The organism is Psychrobacter celer (genome assembly GCF_016107555.1).
Taxonomy (GTDB): domain Bacteria; phylum Pseudomonadota; class Gammaproteobacteria; order Pseudomonadales; family Moraxellaceae; genus Psychrobacter; species Psychrobacter celer.
The window spans coordinates 142,971-157,395 of the sequence record NZ_JABASU010000002.1; the positions used below are offsets into that span (position 1 = coordinate 142,971).

The following is a 14,425-nucleotide window of genomic DNA, read 5'->3' on the forward strand; positions in this document are numbered from 1 at the left end:
TCAAGACTATATTATACAAATGTCGGATTAGAAAGTGGTTTTAGTGACCGCTACATATTGTTTTTGAGGGCAGGGAAGTCTTCTGCCAGTGACGCATACCAGTGTTGGCTTGCGCTCTCATCCATAGGCGACTGTAGTAATAGATCTGCCAGCTCCGAAAAATGGGCATGACCGGTCTGTCCGCCGTCGGTTTGTGTGTCTTCTTCGATGGCGAGAGCGACCTGTCCACCGGTCATTGCCAGATAGACCTCGGCCAAGATCTCCGAATCTAGTAATGCCCCGTGAAAAGTACGATCTTGTTTACCGACGTCTAAGCGGCGTACCAACGCATCTAGCGTGTTTTTTTGTCCTGGGTATTGCTGCTTGGCCATCGCCAAAGAATCAGTGACCTGTATGCGCTCGGCGAAGTCGTGCAAGCCAACTTTGGCAAACTCCATGCTCAAGAAGTTGATATCAAAGGTGGCGTTATGCGCGATGACCTCAGCGCCATCCATAAAATCATACAGTGCTTGTGCGACTTGGTCAAAGGTCGGCTTGTCTGCCAAAAACGCCTCAGAGATACCGTGAATACGAATCACTTCTTCGTCCATCCCGCGCTGTGGATTGATATAGACGTGGAGCTTTTCGCCCGTAAACTTACGGCCGACCAGCTCGACGATACCCACTTCGATGATACGGTCGCCCTTTAGAGGATCAAGACCTGTGGTCTCAGTATCCATGATAAGCTGACGATCAGAGTCATGGCGATGGATGGGCTTTGGTAATAGTGGCCTAAAGTGAGGGTTAGCACGACTGGTGTCGCCATCAAACTTGGGCATCTCCTCTGCGCTAGCCATTTGTGTGTCAGCTTGGCTGACTGAGGCGGTGTCAGTATTTGGCGTGTGCGTGTTTGGGTGGGCGTCAGTCATGGTTGCTTGCTCTGTTGGTCGCTGAGTGTGGCTAGAGATAATTGGATGGTCAGCAAGGCTACGGGTATCTTGGCTTTGCGAGCTGTCCGCTGGCGTCTCATCTGTATCGTCATCGATCATATCAAACCCTAAGGGGTCAAAGGTTAGCCAATCGTCATGGCGGCGCTGGCTTGCCTCAGCCGTCAAGGGGTCTTTTTTTTTAGGCAATTCAGTTGTCGCTTGTACCTCGCTGCTGGAGATCACCCCCAGATTGGCCAGCTCGTCGGCTTTTTCGTTGCCAGCATGTCCAGCATGTCCTTTGACCCAGTGCCAATCGACATCGCGCTGTTGACAGAGCGCATCTAGCTGCTGCCAGAGATCTTGGTTGGCGACTGGTTTTTTGCTCGCCGTCTTCCAGCCTCTTTTTTTCCAGCCAGCGATCCAATCAGTGATGCCGTTTTTGACATAGCTTGAGTCTGTCCAAATCTCAAGGGTATGCGCTGGCGGGCTGTGCGTTAAGGCTTGTATCGCGCCCATCAGCTCCATGCGATTGTTGGTGGTTTGTGCTTCGCCGCCATATAGGTCTTGGGTGCGGCCATCACTAAATATCAGGTGCGCGCCCCAACCGCCAGCACCCGGATTGCCCTTACACGCGCCATCGGTATAGGCAACCGTCGTGTTTGCTTTGGCCGCGAGCGGATCTGCCGCGTGGTCGGTGGGGGTATGAGGCATCGAATGCGGACTGTCTGACATAAAAGCTGAGCAACCTGATAAATGATAACGGCAAGAATAAAAAAAGCGAACGTAGCGCGCGTTTTGGTCGTTTTAGTACAAAACTGCGCTGCGTATTTTGGGTCTGAGTATAGCAAATATCAGCTTACTATGGGTAATTATGGGCGGCGCTGGGGCACAAAATCTTTGCTGAAAATTAGGGCGTGTCTTCAATTCAGTCGATAGCCATCTAAATGGGCTAAAAATGGCTAAATCTGGCCAAACGGTGTCAAATAGCTGACTAATATCTCGATATTATCTGCGCTATTTTCCTTGTTTAATGGCGATTTATCTCATTTTTATCACCATTTTTAAAATGAGGACACGCCCTAGATGGTCAGGTTATCTTTTTGGTTTTCTGTTAAAATAAGCCGCGTTACCGCCGGATAACGGTATAAGACGTATTGTCGCCCTTTATTTAATCCGTGCCTCTCACGCATAAATGCAGGATACGCCCTCATGTTATTACGCTCAGCTAGTTGTTGTAAAAAACTCACCCCGCTGCTGGTTGCCACCGTCGTAAGCAGCGCTATGTTTTTGACCGCATGTAATGACAACGACACGCTAGATGAGACGGCGTCGGTAGTGCCAGCAGATTTGTCGGTGTTTGAGGGGTGTTATACCGTCAGTCATGATGAGCCTGCCCAAATAAAAATCAGTCAACAAGCGGGCGCGTGGGTCATGCAAATGAAAGAGCCAGCAAGCAGTGGCCGCGTCTGGGACACGCCTGAGCCATTAGAAGCCATCGAAAACAGTGAAGTCCCGCAGTTCTTTTCGATCGATCCTGATAATGTCGATGCGGTCATCGGGCGCCCTGATAGAGTACTGGTCTTGGCACATGCCAAACCCGCTTATGCCAATATCGATCCGCTGCTAGATAGTGAGTATCTGTCCTATATTTACCGCGGCGCCAATACCATCTATCAGGTGGCATGTGATGAGGTCAATACCGATATTTTGGCCAATCCGCATGCCAATATTATCATCGATAATGTCAATGAGAGCCGATAAGCCGATCTTTGAAGAGTCTCTAACGAGGTCTTTTGGGCAGATAAAAGCGCGCGACGACGGTTAGTAGAGGCGCTTACAAACCTCTCAATAGTGTGCTCGTCATGTCGCTGTATTATCATGTGTCTTTATTATGAATAGTCAGTTGAGTCAGGTCGTATGAATTTTTTTAGTTATGTGGTGTTGGGCGGGTTTTCTTATGCCGCTGGTTGGGCGGTCAGAACCTATATACTTGATAAAAAGCCCAAATCTGAGCAGCCTTATAACCTCAAGCACCCAACCATTTTAGCCTATCTTGGCAGTTTTTTTATCGTGATGTTGGTGGTTTCTTGGCTGATTGGTCGCTACTTGCTCGGTCATATCGCCATTGATTTGCCTTTTATCATCGTCAATAGCTTGGTGGCGACCTTTGTGTATTCATTTGGCCTAAATCCAGAAAATGCCAATTATGGGGTGCCTGATTGATAGGTCGGTCGTAGTACTGTTTGTCATAAGCGGCACCGATAAGACTAGAGCGTGTCCTCAATCGATAACCTTCTAAATGGGCTAAAAACGGCTAAGTCTGGCAAACGGTGTCAAACTCAAATAGCTGACCTCAATATTATCTGCGCTATTTTGCTTATTTGGCTGCGACTTATCATATTTTTATCAGCATGTTTCAAATGAAGATACGTCTTAATAAAACAGGGTCAATGACGCTTACATGGAGACCCTGTTTTGTTCAGCTAGCTATCAGCCATGATGACTGGTAGTTGTGATTTACTTATCTTTGCTGGATTGCTCTTTGTCTGACTTTTTGGTGTCTGACTTTTTAAAGGTTGGTTTTGAGTCCTTGTCTGTGTCGACAGATTTGTCTTCGGTAGCCGTTTGTTCATCCTTCCATTTTTTGTATTTCGTTAAATCCTTGTCTATCATTTTAAGACAAAACTTGAGTACCAAGGCGTCATCGATATGACCGATAAAGGGGATAAAGTCAGGAATGATATCGATGGGGTTGAGGACATAAAGCAAGCCAACCACCGCCGCTGAGATGGTCTTATAAGGAATGTTGCGATAATTGCCCTGATAGTAGTCTTTTACTAAGCTCATCAGCAGCAATAAGTCTTTGGCATAGCCTTCAAGGCCTTGGTCTTTTTTGAGTTGGTCGTTTAGTTTGTCTTCTTTGCCTACGATGAGCTTTATACTATCCATCAGGCTTTTATTGTCTTTTTCTTTATCGGCCATACTAAGAGTCCTTATATGAATGTTAGGGTAAATGTTTTTGGCTAATGGTATTTTGATCTATTATTGTCGTACCCTTTACTATAGCAAGAGTCGTGACGTCATCCAAATAAGACGATGAGTGGTTCTGTATCATTTTGTTGACTGTGTGCGCAGCTGAAGATGCCACGTCAAGTGGCCTAAAACCCTGACGCTAGCCAAAATCTGATGCTAGACAGAACCTGATGGCTGTAACCTAGTGATTGTAACTTAACGACAGTTTTGAGCTGCGTTATAAGAAAATAGCGGTTTAATAAACTATTACGAAATAAAGTATTGCTGAATACAGTCGTCATCGATGACAATAAAGGTAGCATTATGACCAAGATACCCTTCGCCCTCAATCGTCGCCAGTTCCTGCGTCAAGCTAGCCTCTATGCAGGGGCGGGGCTGCTCGTCACGCGCGCCGTGGCGCACTCATCTATACAGGCGAACCCGCCAGAGAGCCACCTGCCGCTGACCAAAGATGATCTGCCAACGGCTGTAGAGGAGCGTGCTGCTGAAAAGACAATGGCTGAGAGCTTGCCGGCAAAGCGTCTTTGCATCACACCAAGTATTGAGACGCGGCTGTTTGCCAGCTCCAACGTCGGAGGTAGCCAGCAGCGTAATGCGCGGGCTTTAGAGCGCTTGGCCTGCGCGGGTTTTCAGGTAGATAATCCGGCGATTACCGAGCGGCAGTATTTGCGTTTTGCGGGTACGGACTCGCAGCGCGCCAGTGACTTACAAAACATCGCGACTGGTGCCATTGCCGCCCCCCAATTATTGCTTGGGGTACGCGGTGGCTACGGTGCTATGCGCCTATTGCCGATGGTGGACTGGCCGACGCTTGGGCGTATTATGAAGGAGCGCGGCACGATACTGTCAGGGTTTAGCGATGTGACCGCCATCCAGTGTGCGCTGTTGGCAAAAGGCGGTATGAGCTCGCTTGCGGCACCGATGCTCTATAGCGAGTTTGGCAAAACCAAGCCTGATGAGGTTAGCTGCCGACAGTTTGTAGAAGCATTAAGCAATCCTAATTTGACGATTAATATAGCAGATGCGTCGTTAACCAGTGTAAATTTACCCAGTATTCTGACAAATTCTGAGCCAAAAACGCTGACCGGCACTATGTGGGGTGGCAATCTAAGCGTGGTATCGGCGCTGGCAGGTAGTGAGTATTTGCCACGTATTGCTGGCGGTATCGTATTTTTAGAAGACGTCGGCGAGCAAGCTTACCGTATCGAGCGCATGCTCTATGATTTGTATTTGGCAGGAGTGTTTAAAGGTCAGCAGGCGATTGTGTTTGGCGCGTTATCGGGTAGTGGTGAGGACAGTTATGACAAGCGCTATGATGTCGCTACTGTGATTCGTCAATTGCATCAGCTGACAGGATTACCGATTTATAGTGGCATGCGCTTTGGTCATATTGGACAAAAGCACAGCTTTCCACTTGGAGCGATGTGTCAGATTAGTCCAAATACAGTTGGTGGCTATCAATTGACGTTTAGTGATTACCCAACGATTAAAGCTGATGCCATTTATGTCGAAGGGTTATGGCAAAATGTTTAGTGGTTAAAAATATAATAAATAAAAGTCTAAATCGCCAGTCGTGAAAATTTATCCTGATATTCTTTCGGGGTCAGCTCGGTGGCGCGTTTAAACAGCCGCGTAAATGATGAGATGTCATCATAGCCGACTTGCTCCGCCAGCGATTTTATCGTCACATCGCCCAATTCCAGTAAGCGCTTTGCCTGCTCAATACGCACTGCTTGAATATATTCAATTGGACGCATGGCGACGGCAGCTTGAAAACGTCTGTTTAAGGTGCGCGGGGTGATATTGACCATGGCGGCCAAATGGCTCACCTGTATCGCTTGCCTAAAATTTTCCTCGATAAATTCTTGTACTTGCTGAACCAGTTGGTCAGCATGCGGCTTATGCAAAGTCACATTGGTATAGCTGTTTTGATTACCGCGTTTACTATCAATAATCTGGGTTTTGGCTACTTGGGTCGAAATCTCGCGCCCGCAATAACGCTCGATTAATAACAACCCTAAGTCATAAAAAGCGCTACCACCTGCTGCACAAAATATATTGCCTGATTGATGTGCTGAATCACTTTCTGACTCATTTTTTGATCTGCTTTTTGAGTGAGTAACAAACTGATTTTCTTGCAAATCAACCAGTGGAAAATCTGCCTTAAACTTACTCGCATAACCCCAATGGGTTGTCGCGACTTTGCCATCGAGCAAGCCTGCTTTTGCTAAAAAGAACGCGCCGCTACAGTTACTAGCGATATCGGCTTTGGTATTTGCCAGTCGCTTGATATGTTCAATCAGCTCAGCGTTCTGACTCAGCACTTTATCGATAGAGTCGCCAATCGTTGGAATTAACAATAAGTCGCACTCTGTCACTTCCTGAATATCGCCATGCGCGCGCATGATTAAGCGATTGCTACATCTGATATCTGCGCCGCCAAGACTGGCAATCTGCACATTAAACTTTGGTTCTACCGTCTCATCCAAAAATCGTTGCCAACTCACTCCGGTAAATGAAAATAAATCTAATGCGCCTGTCAAAGCGCTGCCAAGCACACCATCAAAACCGACAATGATGACTTTAAAGGGTTTGAAGTAGGGCATGGCTACGTAATTTCCTTTCAAAATACTTATTAAAAATGACGTTTTTTGACGGGGTTTTTCTAATTTAACACATGAGTTTTGTCGTATTTGACCATGATTATGTCATAAATGACAATACAGCAAGGCGTTAAATTAGATTACTATCAAGTCATCAACAAATTTAATGAGCCAGCGAGAACACTATGGCAGCAGATACGCTTATCAACGACTTTGAATTACCGTTTCAGTTATATGATGTATTGGGCACTGAAGACTTAACCAAGCATCCGAAGTTTGCAGAACACAGCCGCGAAACCTTTGACGCGGTATTGGGTACCGCCAATAAAATCGCCACTGATTTGTTTTTACCGCATAATCATGTGGCCGACAAGAACGAGCCACAGTTTGATGGCAAAAAAGTCAGCATGATAGACGATGTCAAAGTCGCCTTTGATGCCTTTCGTGAGTCGGGCTTTATCGCCGGACGTTATCGCTTTGACGATGGTGGCATGCAACTGCCCGAAACCGTCATGACGGCGGTAGCAGGCTATTTTATGGCAGCCAATCCATCGACTACGGCTTATCCATTTTTGACCACGGCGGCGATTAATGTCATTTCTCATTTCGCCAGTGACGAGATCAAAGATGCCTTTATGCCGCGTATGCTAACCGGTGAATTCACTGGCACCATGGCATTGACCGAGCCGCATGCTGGCTCGTCGCTTGCCGATATCAAAACCACTGCCGTGAAGCAAAACGACGGCAGCTATCGTATCAAAGGCAGCAAGATTTATATCTCAGCGGGCGATCACGAATTGTCTGACAACATCGTGCATCTGGTTTTAGCAAAAGTGCCGGGCGGTCCTGGTGGCGTCAAAGGTATCTCGCTATTTGCCGTGCCCAAGTATCGACTCAATGATGATTTATCGGTAGGCGAGCGTAATGACGTGCATTTGACTGGACTGATTCATAAGCTTGGCTATCGCGGCGCGACTTCTACAGCATTGAGCTTTGGTGATGCAGGCGAGTGTCACGGCTATCTGATTGGGGATGAGCATTTTGGCCTGCGCTATATGTTCAAAATGATGAACGAAGCGCGTATTGCAGTTGGTTTTGGCGCGGCGATGATTGGCTATCGCGGTTATCAATATTCACTCGATTATGCCAAAGACAGAGTGCAGGGCAGAATTGCACCGAATGATAAACCTGAAGATGCAGCAACGGCAATTATTAATCACGGTGACGTCAAACGTATGCTCCTTGCGCAAAAAGCCTATAGCGAGGGCGGTATTTCACTCTGTCTATATGGCTCCAATCTCATTGACCGTATCAATACCTGTGAAGACGCCACCAAGCAAGCTGAGCTATCAGAATTACTAGATTTACTCACACCAGTGCTCAAAGCATGGCCGTCAGAGTATGGTCCCAAAGCCAATGATCTAGGTATTCAAGTATTGGGCGGTGCAGGTTATACGCGTGAATATCAAGCCGAGCAGTTTTGGCGAGATAATCGTCTCAATCCCATTCATGAAGGCACAAATGGTGTGCAGGCGTTAGATTTGTCATTCCGTAAGTTATGGCAAAAAGGCGGACTTGGTATCCAAATCTTAAAACGTGAAATCACTCAAGACTTAGAAAGTATTCGTACACCAGAAACCGCCAAACTTGCCGGTAAGCTCATGCCTTATATGGGTCATTTACATGAAGTGCTCGTGCATTTAAGCAAAATCCTACAAACAGAAAAAGCCATCACTTTAACTGGTAATGCACAAGCATTGATGAATGTATTTGCGACTATTGTGGTGAGCTGGATTTGGATTCGCCAAGCGAGCAAAGCTGAGCAACTACTAAGTACGACGCAAGATGTTGAGCAGCAGAATTTCTACCACGGCAAAATACAAGCGGCCAAATACTTTATCGATTGGGAGTTGCCGTTGATTAACCGTGATATAGCCATTTTAAACAATGACAACGCTGTTTGCACTGACATGCAAGCGGACTGGTTCTAAGGACGACTCTAAGGAAAGAGCAATGACAACCATAAATAAACAATGGCGACTAAAAACAAGACCAGTTGGCGCACCAAATGCTGAAACTTGGGATTATACTGAGACAGAAATACCGACTATCACCGATGGTCAATTACTGATTAAAATTGATTATATCTCTATCGATCCCGCGATGCGTGGCTGGTTAAATGATGTCAAATCATATATCAAACCTGTCCAGATTGGGGACGTCATGCGTGCCGGTACGGTGGGCGAGGTGATTGAAAGTAAAAATGAGAAATTTGCCGTTGGGGATTATGTCGCAGGTCACGATGGCGTGCAGTCATATGCGGTCAGTGATGGCACAGGATTGCATAAAGTTGATCCAAATCTTGCACCGCTACCTTACTATTTAGGCGTACTTGGGATGCCGGGTATGACAGGGTATTTTGGTTTGCTCAAAACAGGTCAACCAAAAGCAGGCGAGACCGTTGTGGTATCAGGTGCTGCGGGTGCCGTTGGTAGTTTGGTCGGTCAGATTGCTAAAATCAAAGGCTGCCGCGTCGTTGGTATTGCAGGCGGTAGCGAGAAATGCAAATTCTTAGTTGATGAGCTTGGGTTTGATGCAACGATCGATTATAAAAACGAAAACGTCAAAAAAGCCTTGAAGCAAACTTGTCCAAATGGCGTCGATGTCTATTTTGATAACGTTGGCGGTGACATTTTAAACGACGTACTTACTCAAATAAACCTACATGCGCGTATCGTCATCTGCGGTGCGATCAGTCAATACAACAACACGGAAGCCGTCAAAGGCCCATCAAATTATTTATCACTACTGGTCAACCGCGCCCGTATGGAAGGCATTGTGGTGTTTGATAATATCAAAGAATATCCAATCGCGATGAAAGAGATTGCAGGCTGGATTCAGTCAGGCGACATCAAAGTAAAAGATCATATCGTTAAGGGGATTGAAACATTCCCTGATACGCTTATGATGCTCTTTAACGGTGAAAACTTCGGCAAACTGGTACTTAAAGTAGAGGAATAACTCATGACACTGAATACAAACGGAATTGCATCAGATGTAACAGGTAAACGTATTTTAATCACCGGCGGCGCGTCTGGCATCGGTGCAGCTAGCGCGCTACTGCTGGCAAGTCGCGGTGCCAAAGTGGTGATTGGTGATTTGGCGGAAGACATGGGCGCAGGCGTTGCTCAGCAAGGGCAAGACGCGGGCAATAGCATTGTGTTTAAAAAGGTCGATGTTACCAGTGGTGATGAAGTACGCGCGTTATTTGCCTTTGCGATGGAAACATTGGGCGGCCTTGATGTGGTGATAAATAATGCTGGTATTGACCATAAGCCAGTACCAATGCATGAGTTGAGTGACGAGGAATTTGACCGTAATATTGCCGTTAATCTAAAAGGCGTCTGGCATTGTATGCGCGCTGCTGTTGCTTGTATGGCGACCAATGGCGGTGGCCATGTGATTAATGTGGCATCTATCGCAGGTTTGCGTTCTGCGCCGCTATTATCCGCCTATAGCGCTGCCAAGCATGGGGTGATGGGATTGACCAAGTCTGCCGCTCACGAGTATGCGCGCGTCAATATTCGTTTTAACGCTGTTTGCCCAAGCTTTATCGATACGCCGATGGTGCGTAATACCATGGCAAATATGGATGAGCGCGCCCAACAAGCAACCATCAAAGCCAGCCCAATGCGCCGTTTAGGCGAAGTTGACGAGGTATCTGGCGCGATTGCTTGGCTGGCGAGTGATGAAAGCAGCTTTATGAATGGTCATGCTTTTACCCTTGATGGTGGTATGTTGGCTTAATAGTCAAATAACTGCCAAATCATTACGGTGTTAGCCTCGCTCGATGTACTATTTGTACTATCTATGCTCGGCTGCCTTGTAATAAATTTGCAGTTTTTTGATCATAACTTATTAAGTATTTCTGATAAAAAACTGAATAGCTAGTTCAAAATATAAGGAGTAATGATGAAAGATTTATTTGATTTAACGGGTAAGATTGCGTTAGTGACTGGCGCAAGCCGCGGTATTGGAGAGTCTATCGCTCGTCTATTGGCATCTAGCGGCGCGCATGTGATTGTCTCTAGCCGTAAGATTGATGCGTGCCAAGCGGTCGCTGATAGCATCAAAGCTGACGGTCATAATGCCAGCGCTTTTGCTTGTCATGTTGGTGATATGGCGCAGATTGAGGCAATTTTTGAGCATATCAAGAGTGAATTTGGCCGTATTGATATCTTAGTGAATAATGCCGCGGCAAACCCTTATTATGGTCATATTTTAGATACCGATTTAGCCGCTTTTGATAAGACGGTAGAAGTTAACATTCGTGGTTATTTCTTTATGTCGACGGCGGCGGGTAAGATGATGCGCGAGCAGGGCGGCGGGGTGATTTTAAACACCGCTTCGGTCAATGGCTTGGTCGCCGGTGATAAGCAAGGTATCTACTCAATCACCAAGGCGGCGGTGATTAGCATGACTAAAGCCTTTGCCAAAGAATGCGGCCCATTAAACATTCGCGTCAATGCGCTGCTGCCAGGTCTGACCGATACCAAGTTTGCCTCGGCACTAACTACCAATGATAAAGTTTTAAAAATGGCGCTACATGCCATTCCACTAGGACGCGTGGCCGATCCGGACGAGATGGCGGGCACGGTGTTGTACTTAGTGTCTGACGCGTCGAGCTATACCACGGGTGCGACCGTGGTCGTCGATGGCGGTATGCTTGCCTAATTATTTGCTGAGTCACTGATAGCCAGTTGAAAATAATTAGTCATTTGCTTAGCTTTGTCTTAAATAGTAATGAGTGCTTGGCCATAACAGCACAGCTTGTACGCAAAGTAAAAAACCGCCCAGAGGTGAGTCTCTAGGCGGTTTTTGTTTTTTATACGGTTTATAAATGGCTTAGCACTTCGATCAGCTCGATCAGTCTTTTAGCACTTCTGCCATGGCATTGGCGACATAGTCGACGTTGTTGACGTTTAGGCCTGCCATACACATACGTGAGTTTGAGACGATATAAACCCCAAACTCTATTTGTAAGCGCTCGATTTGCTTGGGGGTCAATCCTGTGAAGCTAAACATGCCGTTTTGCTTGGTGATGTAGTCAAAATTGCGCGCTGGCACGTTGGCTTCTAGTACGGATTTTAGCTTAAGGCGCATGGCTTTGATGCGGTCACGCATGCCGTAAACCTCGCCGACCCACTGCTGGTGCAACGCTTCGTCGTTCATGACGATATCGACCACGCGGCCACCGTGTGATGGCGGGCTGGTGTAGATACGGCGTACGGCGTAATTGAGCTGACCAAAGACGCGCTCGGCCTCTTCTGCTGTAGGGCATACCACAGATAAGCCGCCCACGCGCTCACCATATAGCGACAAGTTTTTGGAAAATGAGTTGCTCACAAATACAGGTAAACCCAGCGCCACAGCTTTGCGAATAGCATAAGCATCGTGGTCCATATCTTGCCCAAAGCCTTGATAAGCGATATCCATAAATGCAATTAGCTCATGCTGTTTCATGATTTCCAATAGCTCATCCCACTGGGCATGGGTCAAGTCCATACCAGTTGGGTTGTGGCAGCAAGGATGTAGTAGCACCACATCGTGCTTATTTAACTTTGCAATGAAAGCTAGCATCTCATCAAACTTAATGCTGCTGGTGGCAGTATCGTAGTAAGGATAGGTGCCCACCTCGACATCCGAGCCTTCAAAGATGGCAATATGGTTGCTCCACGTCGGATCGCTCACATAGCACTTGGAGGCAGGAAACCATTCATGGATAAATTCAGCGCCGACCTTTAGCGCGCCAGAGCCGCCCAATGTGGCAATGGTAGCGACGCGTTTTTCTTGTAGCACCGCGGCGTCCTGACCAAACAGTAGATTTTGACAGGCGAGGCGATGCCCTGGCAATCCTGCCATCGGCAGATAAGGCCTGGGCGAGATGGGGTCAGCGATTCGTTGCTCGGCGGTTTTTACACACTCAAGTACTGGCAATTTGCTATCTTCATCATAATAGATGCCGATGCCCAAATTGACTTTGTTTGGATTGCTATCAGCAACAAATTTATCTACTAGACCCAAAATAGGGTCACCCGCATAATAGTCGACGCGTTCAAACATTTTGATTCTCTACAAATAAGATAAAATAAGGTCTCAAAAGCATAAACTACATTGTCGCTGAACTCAATGTTAGAATGAAGGAATAATGACAAAATACGTATCAATATACATTAATGAGGGTTGGAATGACATCACGTACAGACGATACTGCACATACCGAAAACACCAACTATGCCAAAACATGGCTATTTGTACCGGCAACGCGCATGGACAGAGTGGCCAAAGCCTTTGCTAGTGGCGCAGATGCTGTCATTATCGACTTAGAAGATACCGTGGCTCTAGAGAATAAAGCGTCAGCACGCAAGGCGTTACAAGAATATTATGCCCATGCCGACTATCGGCCCGTGTGGGTGCGTATCAGTCAAGCAGGCAGTGATGAGTTTGCCAAAGACATAAAAGCCTGTGAGCAGATGCCCAATCTCGCTGGCGTCATACTGCCCAAGGCAGCACAGGCCACAGATATTGAATACGTCCATCATTTAACTCGCCTATCTGTCATTGCACTGATAGAAAATGCGCGTGGTCTGTATCAAGTCGATACGATGGCAAAAGCGTCGGGGCTGCGTGCTTTTAGCTATGGATTTTTGGATTTATGTAATGATTTGAACGTACAGGTAGGAACGCCGGCGGCAGATATTATCGCCAATCAGATTCGCTATCAGCTTATCCTTAGCTCTAAAATCCATCAGTTAGCGCCGCCCATCGATACCGTGTATCCTGATTTTCAGGATGCCAAAGGATTGGCCGCGCGCGTGCAGTTATGGTCGCAGATGGGGATGGCAGGGATGCTCTGTATCCATCCCAAACAAGTGGCCGTGGTACAACACGCGCTGATGCCGACCGCTGCCGAGATAGAGTTCGCTCGGCGAGTGGTGACAGAGTACGAGCGCCACGGGCAGGCGGTATTCAAGGTCGCGGGCGAGATGGTCGATGCGCCGGTGATTGAGCGCTGTCAGCAGTTATTAAAAAATAGCTGTTAAATAAAATGACGATATCACATGGGCCTTGCGTTTAAGTGATGTTAAAAGTTATGTTCAACGCCATGGCAAAAATCTGTCAAAAACATGTCATAAAAAATGCCTAAACATAGTATCAATATACCGCTCAATGGCCTCTGTATCAGGGCTGACCTGTGCATAGGTACGCAAGCCGATGAGCTGGATTTGGAAATAGCGTGCCAGTTCGGCAGGGTCTTGATCACAGCTGATCTCACCATGGTCGATCGCTTGCTCAAAGGTGTTGACAAAAGAGGCCTCTACCTGCTTTAAGATACTAGTCGCGTGGGTGAGCAATTCTGGACTATCATTTTGTGTCAGCTCGCCGATGGTTTTGACCACCATGCAAATACCGCTGGGCGCGCCGTCTTTGCTGCAGATGGTGACGCTTCGAATAAAACGCTGTAGGCCTGCGAGCACGGTTTTTTCTTGGGCAATACAGTTGGCAAGATTGGCCGCACCTTGCTCAGCATAGCGGTTTAAGGCTTCTGTAAACAAGCTGTCTTTATTACCAAACGCGGCATAGATGCTGCCAGGGCGCATATCGACGACATCTTGTAGGTTTCGCATCGAGGTGGCGTGATAGCCTTTTTCCCAGTAGAGGTTTTTGGCTTTTTCGATCACCTCATCACGATTGAAATTGGCTTGTGCACTCATGCGGCTCCCCTTAAAAATCTCTGATTAAGTACATCAGCGTATCACTGTATCGTTTTTATACCGAATTGACTCTATATTATTGGTCATTCTTGTTTAACAAACGCCA

At 46.9% G+C, this 14,425-nt stretch carries 13 protein-coding genes; 8 read left to right on the top strand and 5 right to left on the bottom strand.

The window, feature by feature from the left end; all coding sequences use genetic code 11:
* Positions 1–50: 50 nt before the first annotated feature.
* The gene (gene dnaQ / locus JFC05_RS02085) at positions 51–1,640 is read right to left on the bottom strand and encodes a DNA polymerase III subunit epsilon (protein WP_198335560.1); all 1,590 of its coding nucleotides are present in this window, start codon (positions 1,638–1,640) and stop codon (positions 51–53) included.
* Between the two features lie 477 nt (positions 1,641–2,117).
* Between dnaQ and JFC05_RS02090 the strand changes: the two genes are divergently transcribed.
* On the top strand, positions 2,118–2,669 hold the full coding sequence (locus JFC05_RS02090; protein ID WP_198335561.1) for a hypothetical protein: 552 nt from the start codon (positions 2,118–2,120) through the stop codon (positions 2,667–2,669).
* A 156-nt stretch (positions 2,670–2,825) separates the two neighbouring features.
* Positions 2,826–3,131: a hypothetical protein gene (locus JFC05_RS02095; protein WP_075101153.1), complete on the top strand. Its 306-nt coding sequence runs from the start codon at positions 2,826–2,828 to the stop codon at positions 3,129–3,131.
* 294 nt (positions 3,132–3,425) lie between these two features.
* On the opposite strand, the gene JFC05_RS02100 is transcribed toward JFC05_RS02095, so the two are convergent.
* Positions 3,426–3,890 carry a YkvA family protein gene (locus JFC05_RS02100; RefSeq protein WP_105245183.1) on the bottom strand — a complete coding sequence of 155 codons (465 nt, stop codon included), beginning with the start codon at positions 3,888–3,890 and terminating at the stop codon, positions 3,426–3,428.
* A gap of 354 nt (positions 3,891–4,244) precedes the next feature.
* Between JFC05_RS02100 and JFC05_RS02105 the strand changes: the two genes are divergently transcribed.
* Positions 4,245–5,474 carry an LD-carboxypeptidase gene (locus tag JFC05_RS02105; RefSeq protein ID WP_198335562.1) on the top strand — a complete coding sequence of 410 codons (1,230 nt, stop codon included), beginning with the start codon at positions 4,245–4,247 and terminating at the stop codon, positions 5,472–5,474.
* A gap of 26 nt (positions 5,475–5,500) precedes the next feature.
* On the opposite strand, the gene JFC05_RS02110 is transcribed toward JFC05_RS02105, so the two are convergent.
* On the bottom strand, positions 5,501–6,547 hold the full coding sequence (locus JFC05_RS02110) for a GlxA family transcriptional regulator (protein ID WP_198335563.1): 1,047 nt from the start codon (positions 6,545–6,547) through the stop codon (positions 5,501–5,503).
* Positions 6,548–6,729: 182 nt separating this feature from the next.
* Here JFC05_RS02110 and JFC05_RS02115 point away from each other — a divergent pair, with 182 nt between their 5' ends.
* The 4 genes from JFC05_RS02115 (at position 6,730) to JFC05_RS02130 (ending at position 11,278) form a co-directional block, all read left to right on the top strand.
* Complete coding sequence (locus JFC05_RS02115; RefSeq protein WP_198335564.1) at positions 6,730–8,535, top strand: acyl-CoA dehydrogenase; 1,806 nt, start codon at positions 6,730–6,732, stop codon at positions 8,533–8,535.
* A 22-nt stretch (positions 8,536–8,557) separates the two neighbouring features.
* The gene (locus tag JFC05_RS02120) at positions 8,558–9,565 is read left to right on the top strand and encodes an NADP-dependent oxidoreductase (protein WP_198335565.1); all 1,008 of its coding nucleotides are present in this window, start codon (positions 8,558–8,560) and stop codon (positions 9,563–9,565) included.
* A gap of 3 nt (positions 9,566–9,568) precedes the next feature.
* On the top strand, positions 9,569–10,351 hold the full coding sequence (locus JFC05_RS02125; RefSeq protein ID WP_198335566.1) for an SDR family NAD(P)-dependent oxidoreductase: 783 nt from the start codon (positions 9,569–9,571) through the stop codon (positions 10,349–10,351).
* A 162-nt stretch (positions 10,352–10,513) separates the two neighbouring features.
* Positions 10,514–11,278: an SDR family oxidoreductase gene (locus tag JFC05_RS02130; protein ID WP_244658161.1), complete on the top strand. Its 765-nt coding sequence runs from the start codon at positions 10,514–10,516 to the stop codon at positions 11,276–11,278.
* Between the two features lie 192 nt (positions 11,279–11,470).
* On the opposite strand, the gene JFC05_RS02135 is transcribed toward JFC05_RS02130, so the two are convergent.
* Positions 11,471–12,667: an amino acid aminotransferase gene (locus JFC05_RS02135; protein ID WP_198335568.1), complete on the bottom strand. Its 1,197-nt coding sequence runs from the start codon at positions 12,665–12,667 to the stop codon at positions 11,471–11,473.
* Between the two features lie 125 nt (positions 12,668–12,792).
* Between JFC05_RS02135 and JFC05_RS02140 the strand changes: the two genes are divergently transcribed.
* Positions 12,793–13,647 (top strand): HpcH/HpaI aldolase/citrate lyase family protein, encoded by an 855-nt coding sequence (locus JFC05_RS02140; protein WP_198335569.1) that lies wholly within the window; start codon positions 12,793–12,795, stop codon positions 13,645–13,647.
* A gap of 87 nt (positions 13,648–13,734) precedes the next feature.
* Here JFC05_RS02140 and JFC05_RS02145 read toward each other — a convergent pair whose 3' ends face one another.
* Complete coding sequence (locus JFC05_RS02145; RefSeq protein ID WP_198335570.1) at positions 13,735–14,319, bottom strand: TetR/AcrR family transcriptional regulator; 585 nt, start codon at positions 14,317–14,319, stop codon at positions 13,735–13,737.
* Positions 14,320–14,425 lie beyond the last annotated feature (106 nt).

Coding starts and splice junctions, on each gene's coding strand:
- dnaQ (WP_198335560.1), bottom strand. CDS start 1,640: ATGTCAGACAGTCCGCATTCGATGCCTCATACCCCCACCGACCACGCG.
- JFC05_RS02090 (WP_198335561.1), top strand. CDS start 2,118: ATGTTATTACGCTCAGCTAGTTGTTGTAAAAAACTCACCCCGCTGCTG.
- JFC05_RS02095 (WP_075101153.1), top strand. CDS start 2,826: ATGAATTTTTTTAGTTATGTGGTGTTGGGCGGGTTTTCTTATGCCGCT.
- JFC05_RS02100 (WP_105245183.1), bottom strand. CDS start 3,890: ATGGCCGATAAAGAAAAAGACAATAAAAGCCTGATGGATAGTATAAAG.
- JFC05_RS02105 (WP_198335562.1), top strand. CDS start 4,245: ATGACCAAGATACCCTTCGCCCTCAATCGTCGCCAGTTCCTGCGTCAA.
- JFC05_RS02110 (WP_198335563.1), bottom strand. CDS start 6,547: ATGCCCTACTTCAAACCCTTTAAAGTCATCATTGTCGGTTTTGATGGT.
- JFC05_RS02115 (WP_198335564.1), top strand. CDS start 6,730: ATGGCAGCAGATACGCTTATCAACGACTTTGAATTACCGTTTCAGTTA.
- JFC05_RS02120 (WP_198335565.1), top strand. CDS start 8,558: ATGACAACCATAAATAAACAATGGCGACTAAAAACAAGACCAGTTGGC.
- JFC05_RS02125 (WP_198335566.1), top strand. CDS start 9,569: ATGACACTGAATACAAACGGAATTGCATCAGATGTAACAGGTAAACGT.
- JFC05_RS02130 (WP_244658161.1), top strand. CDS start 10,514: ATGATGAAAGATTTATTTGATTTAACGGGTAAGATTGCGTTAGTGACT.
- JFC05_RS02135 (WP_198335568.1), bottom strand. CDS start 12,667: ATGTTTGAACGCGTCGACTATTATGCGGGTGACCCTATTTTGGGTCTA.
- JFC05_RS02140 (WP_198335569.1), top strand. CDS start 12,793: ATGACATCACGTACAGACGATACTGCACATACCGAAAACACCAACTAT.
- JFC05_RS02145 (WP_198335570.1), bottom strand. CDS start 14,319: ATGAGTGCACAAGCCAATTTCAATCGTGATGAGGTGATCGAAAAAGCC.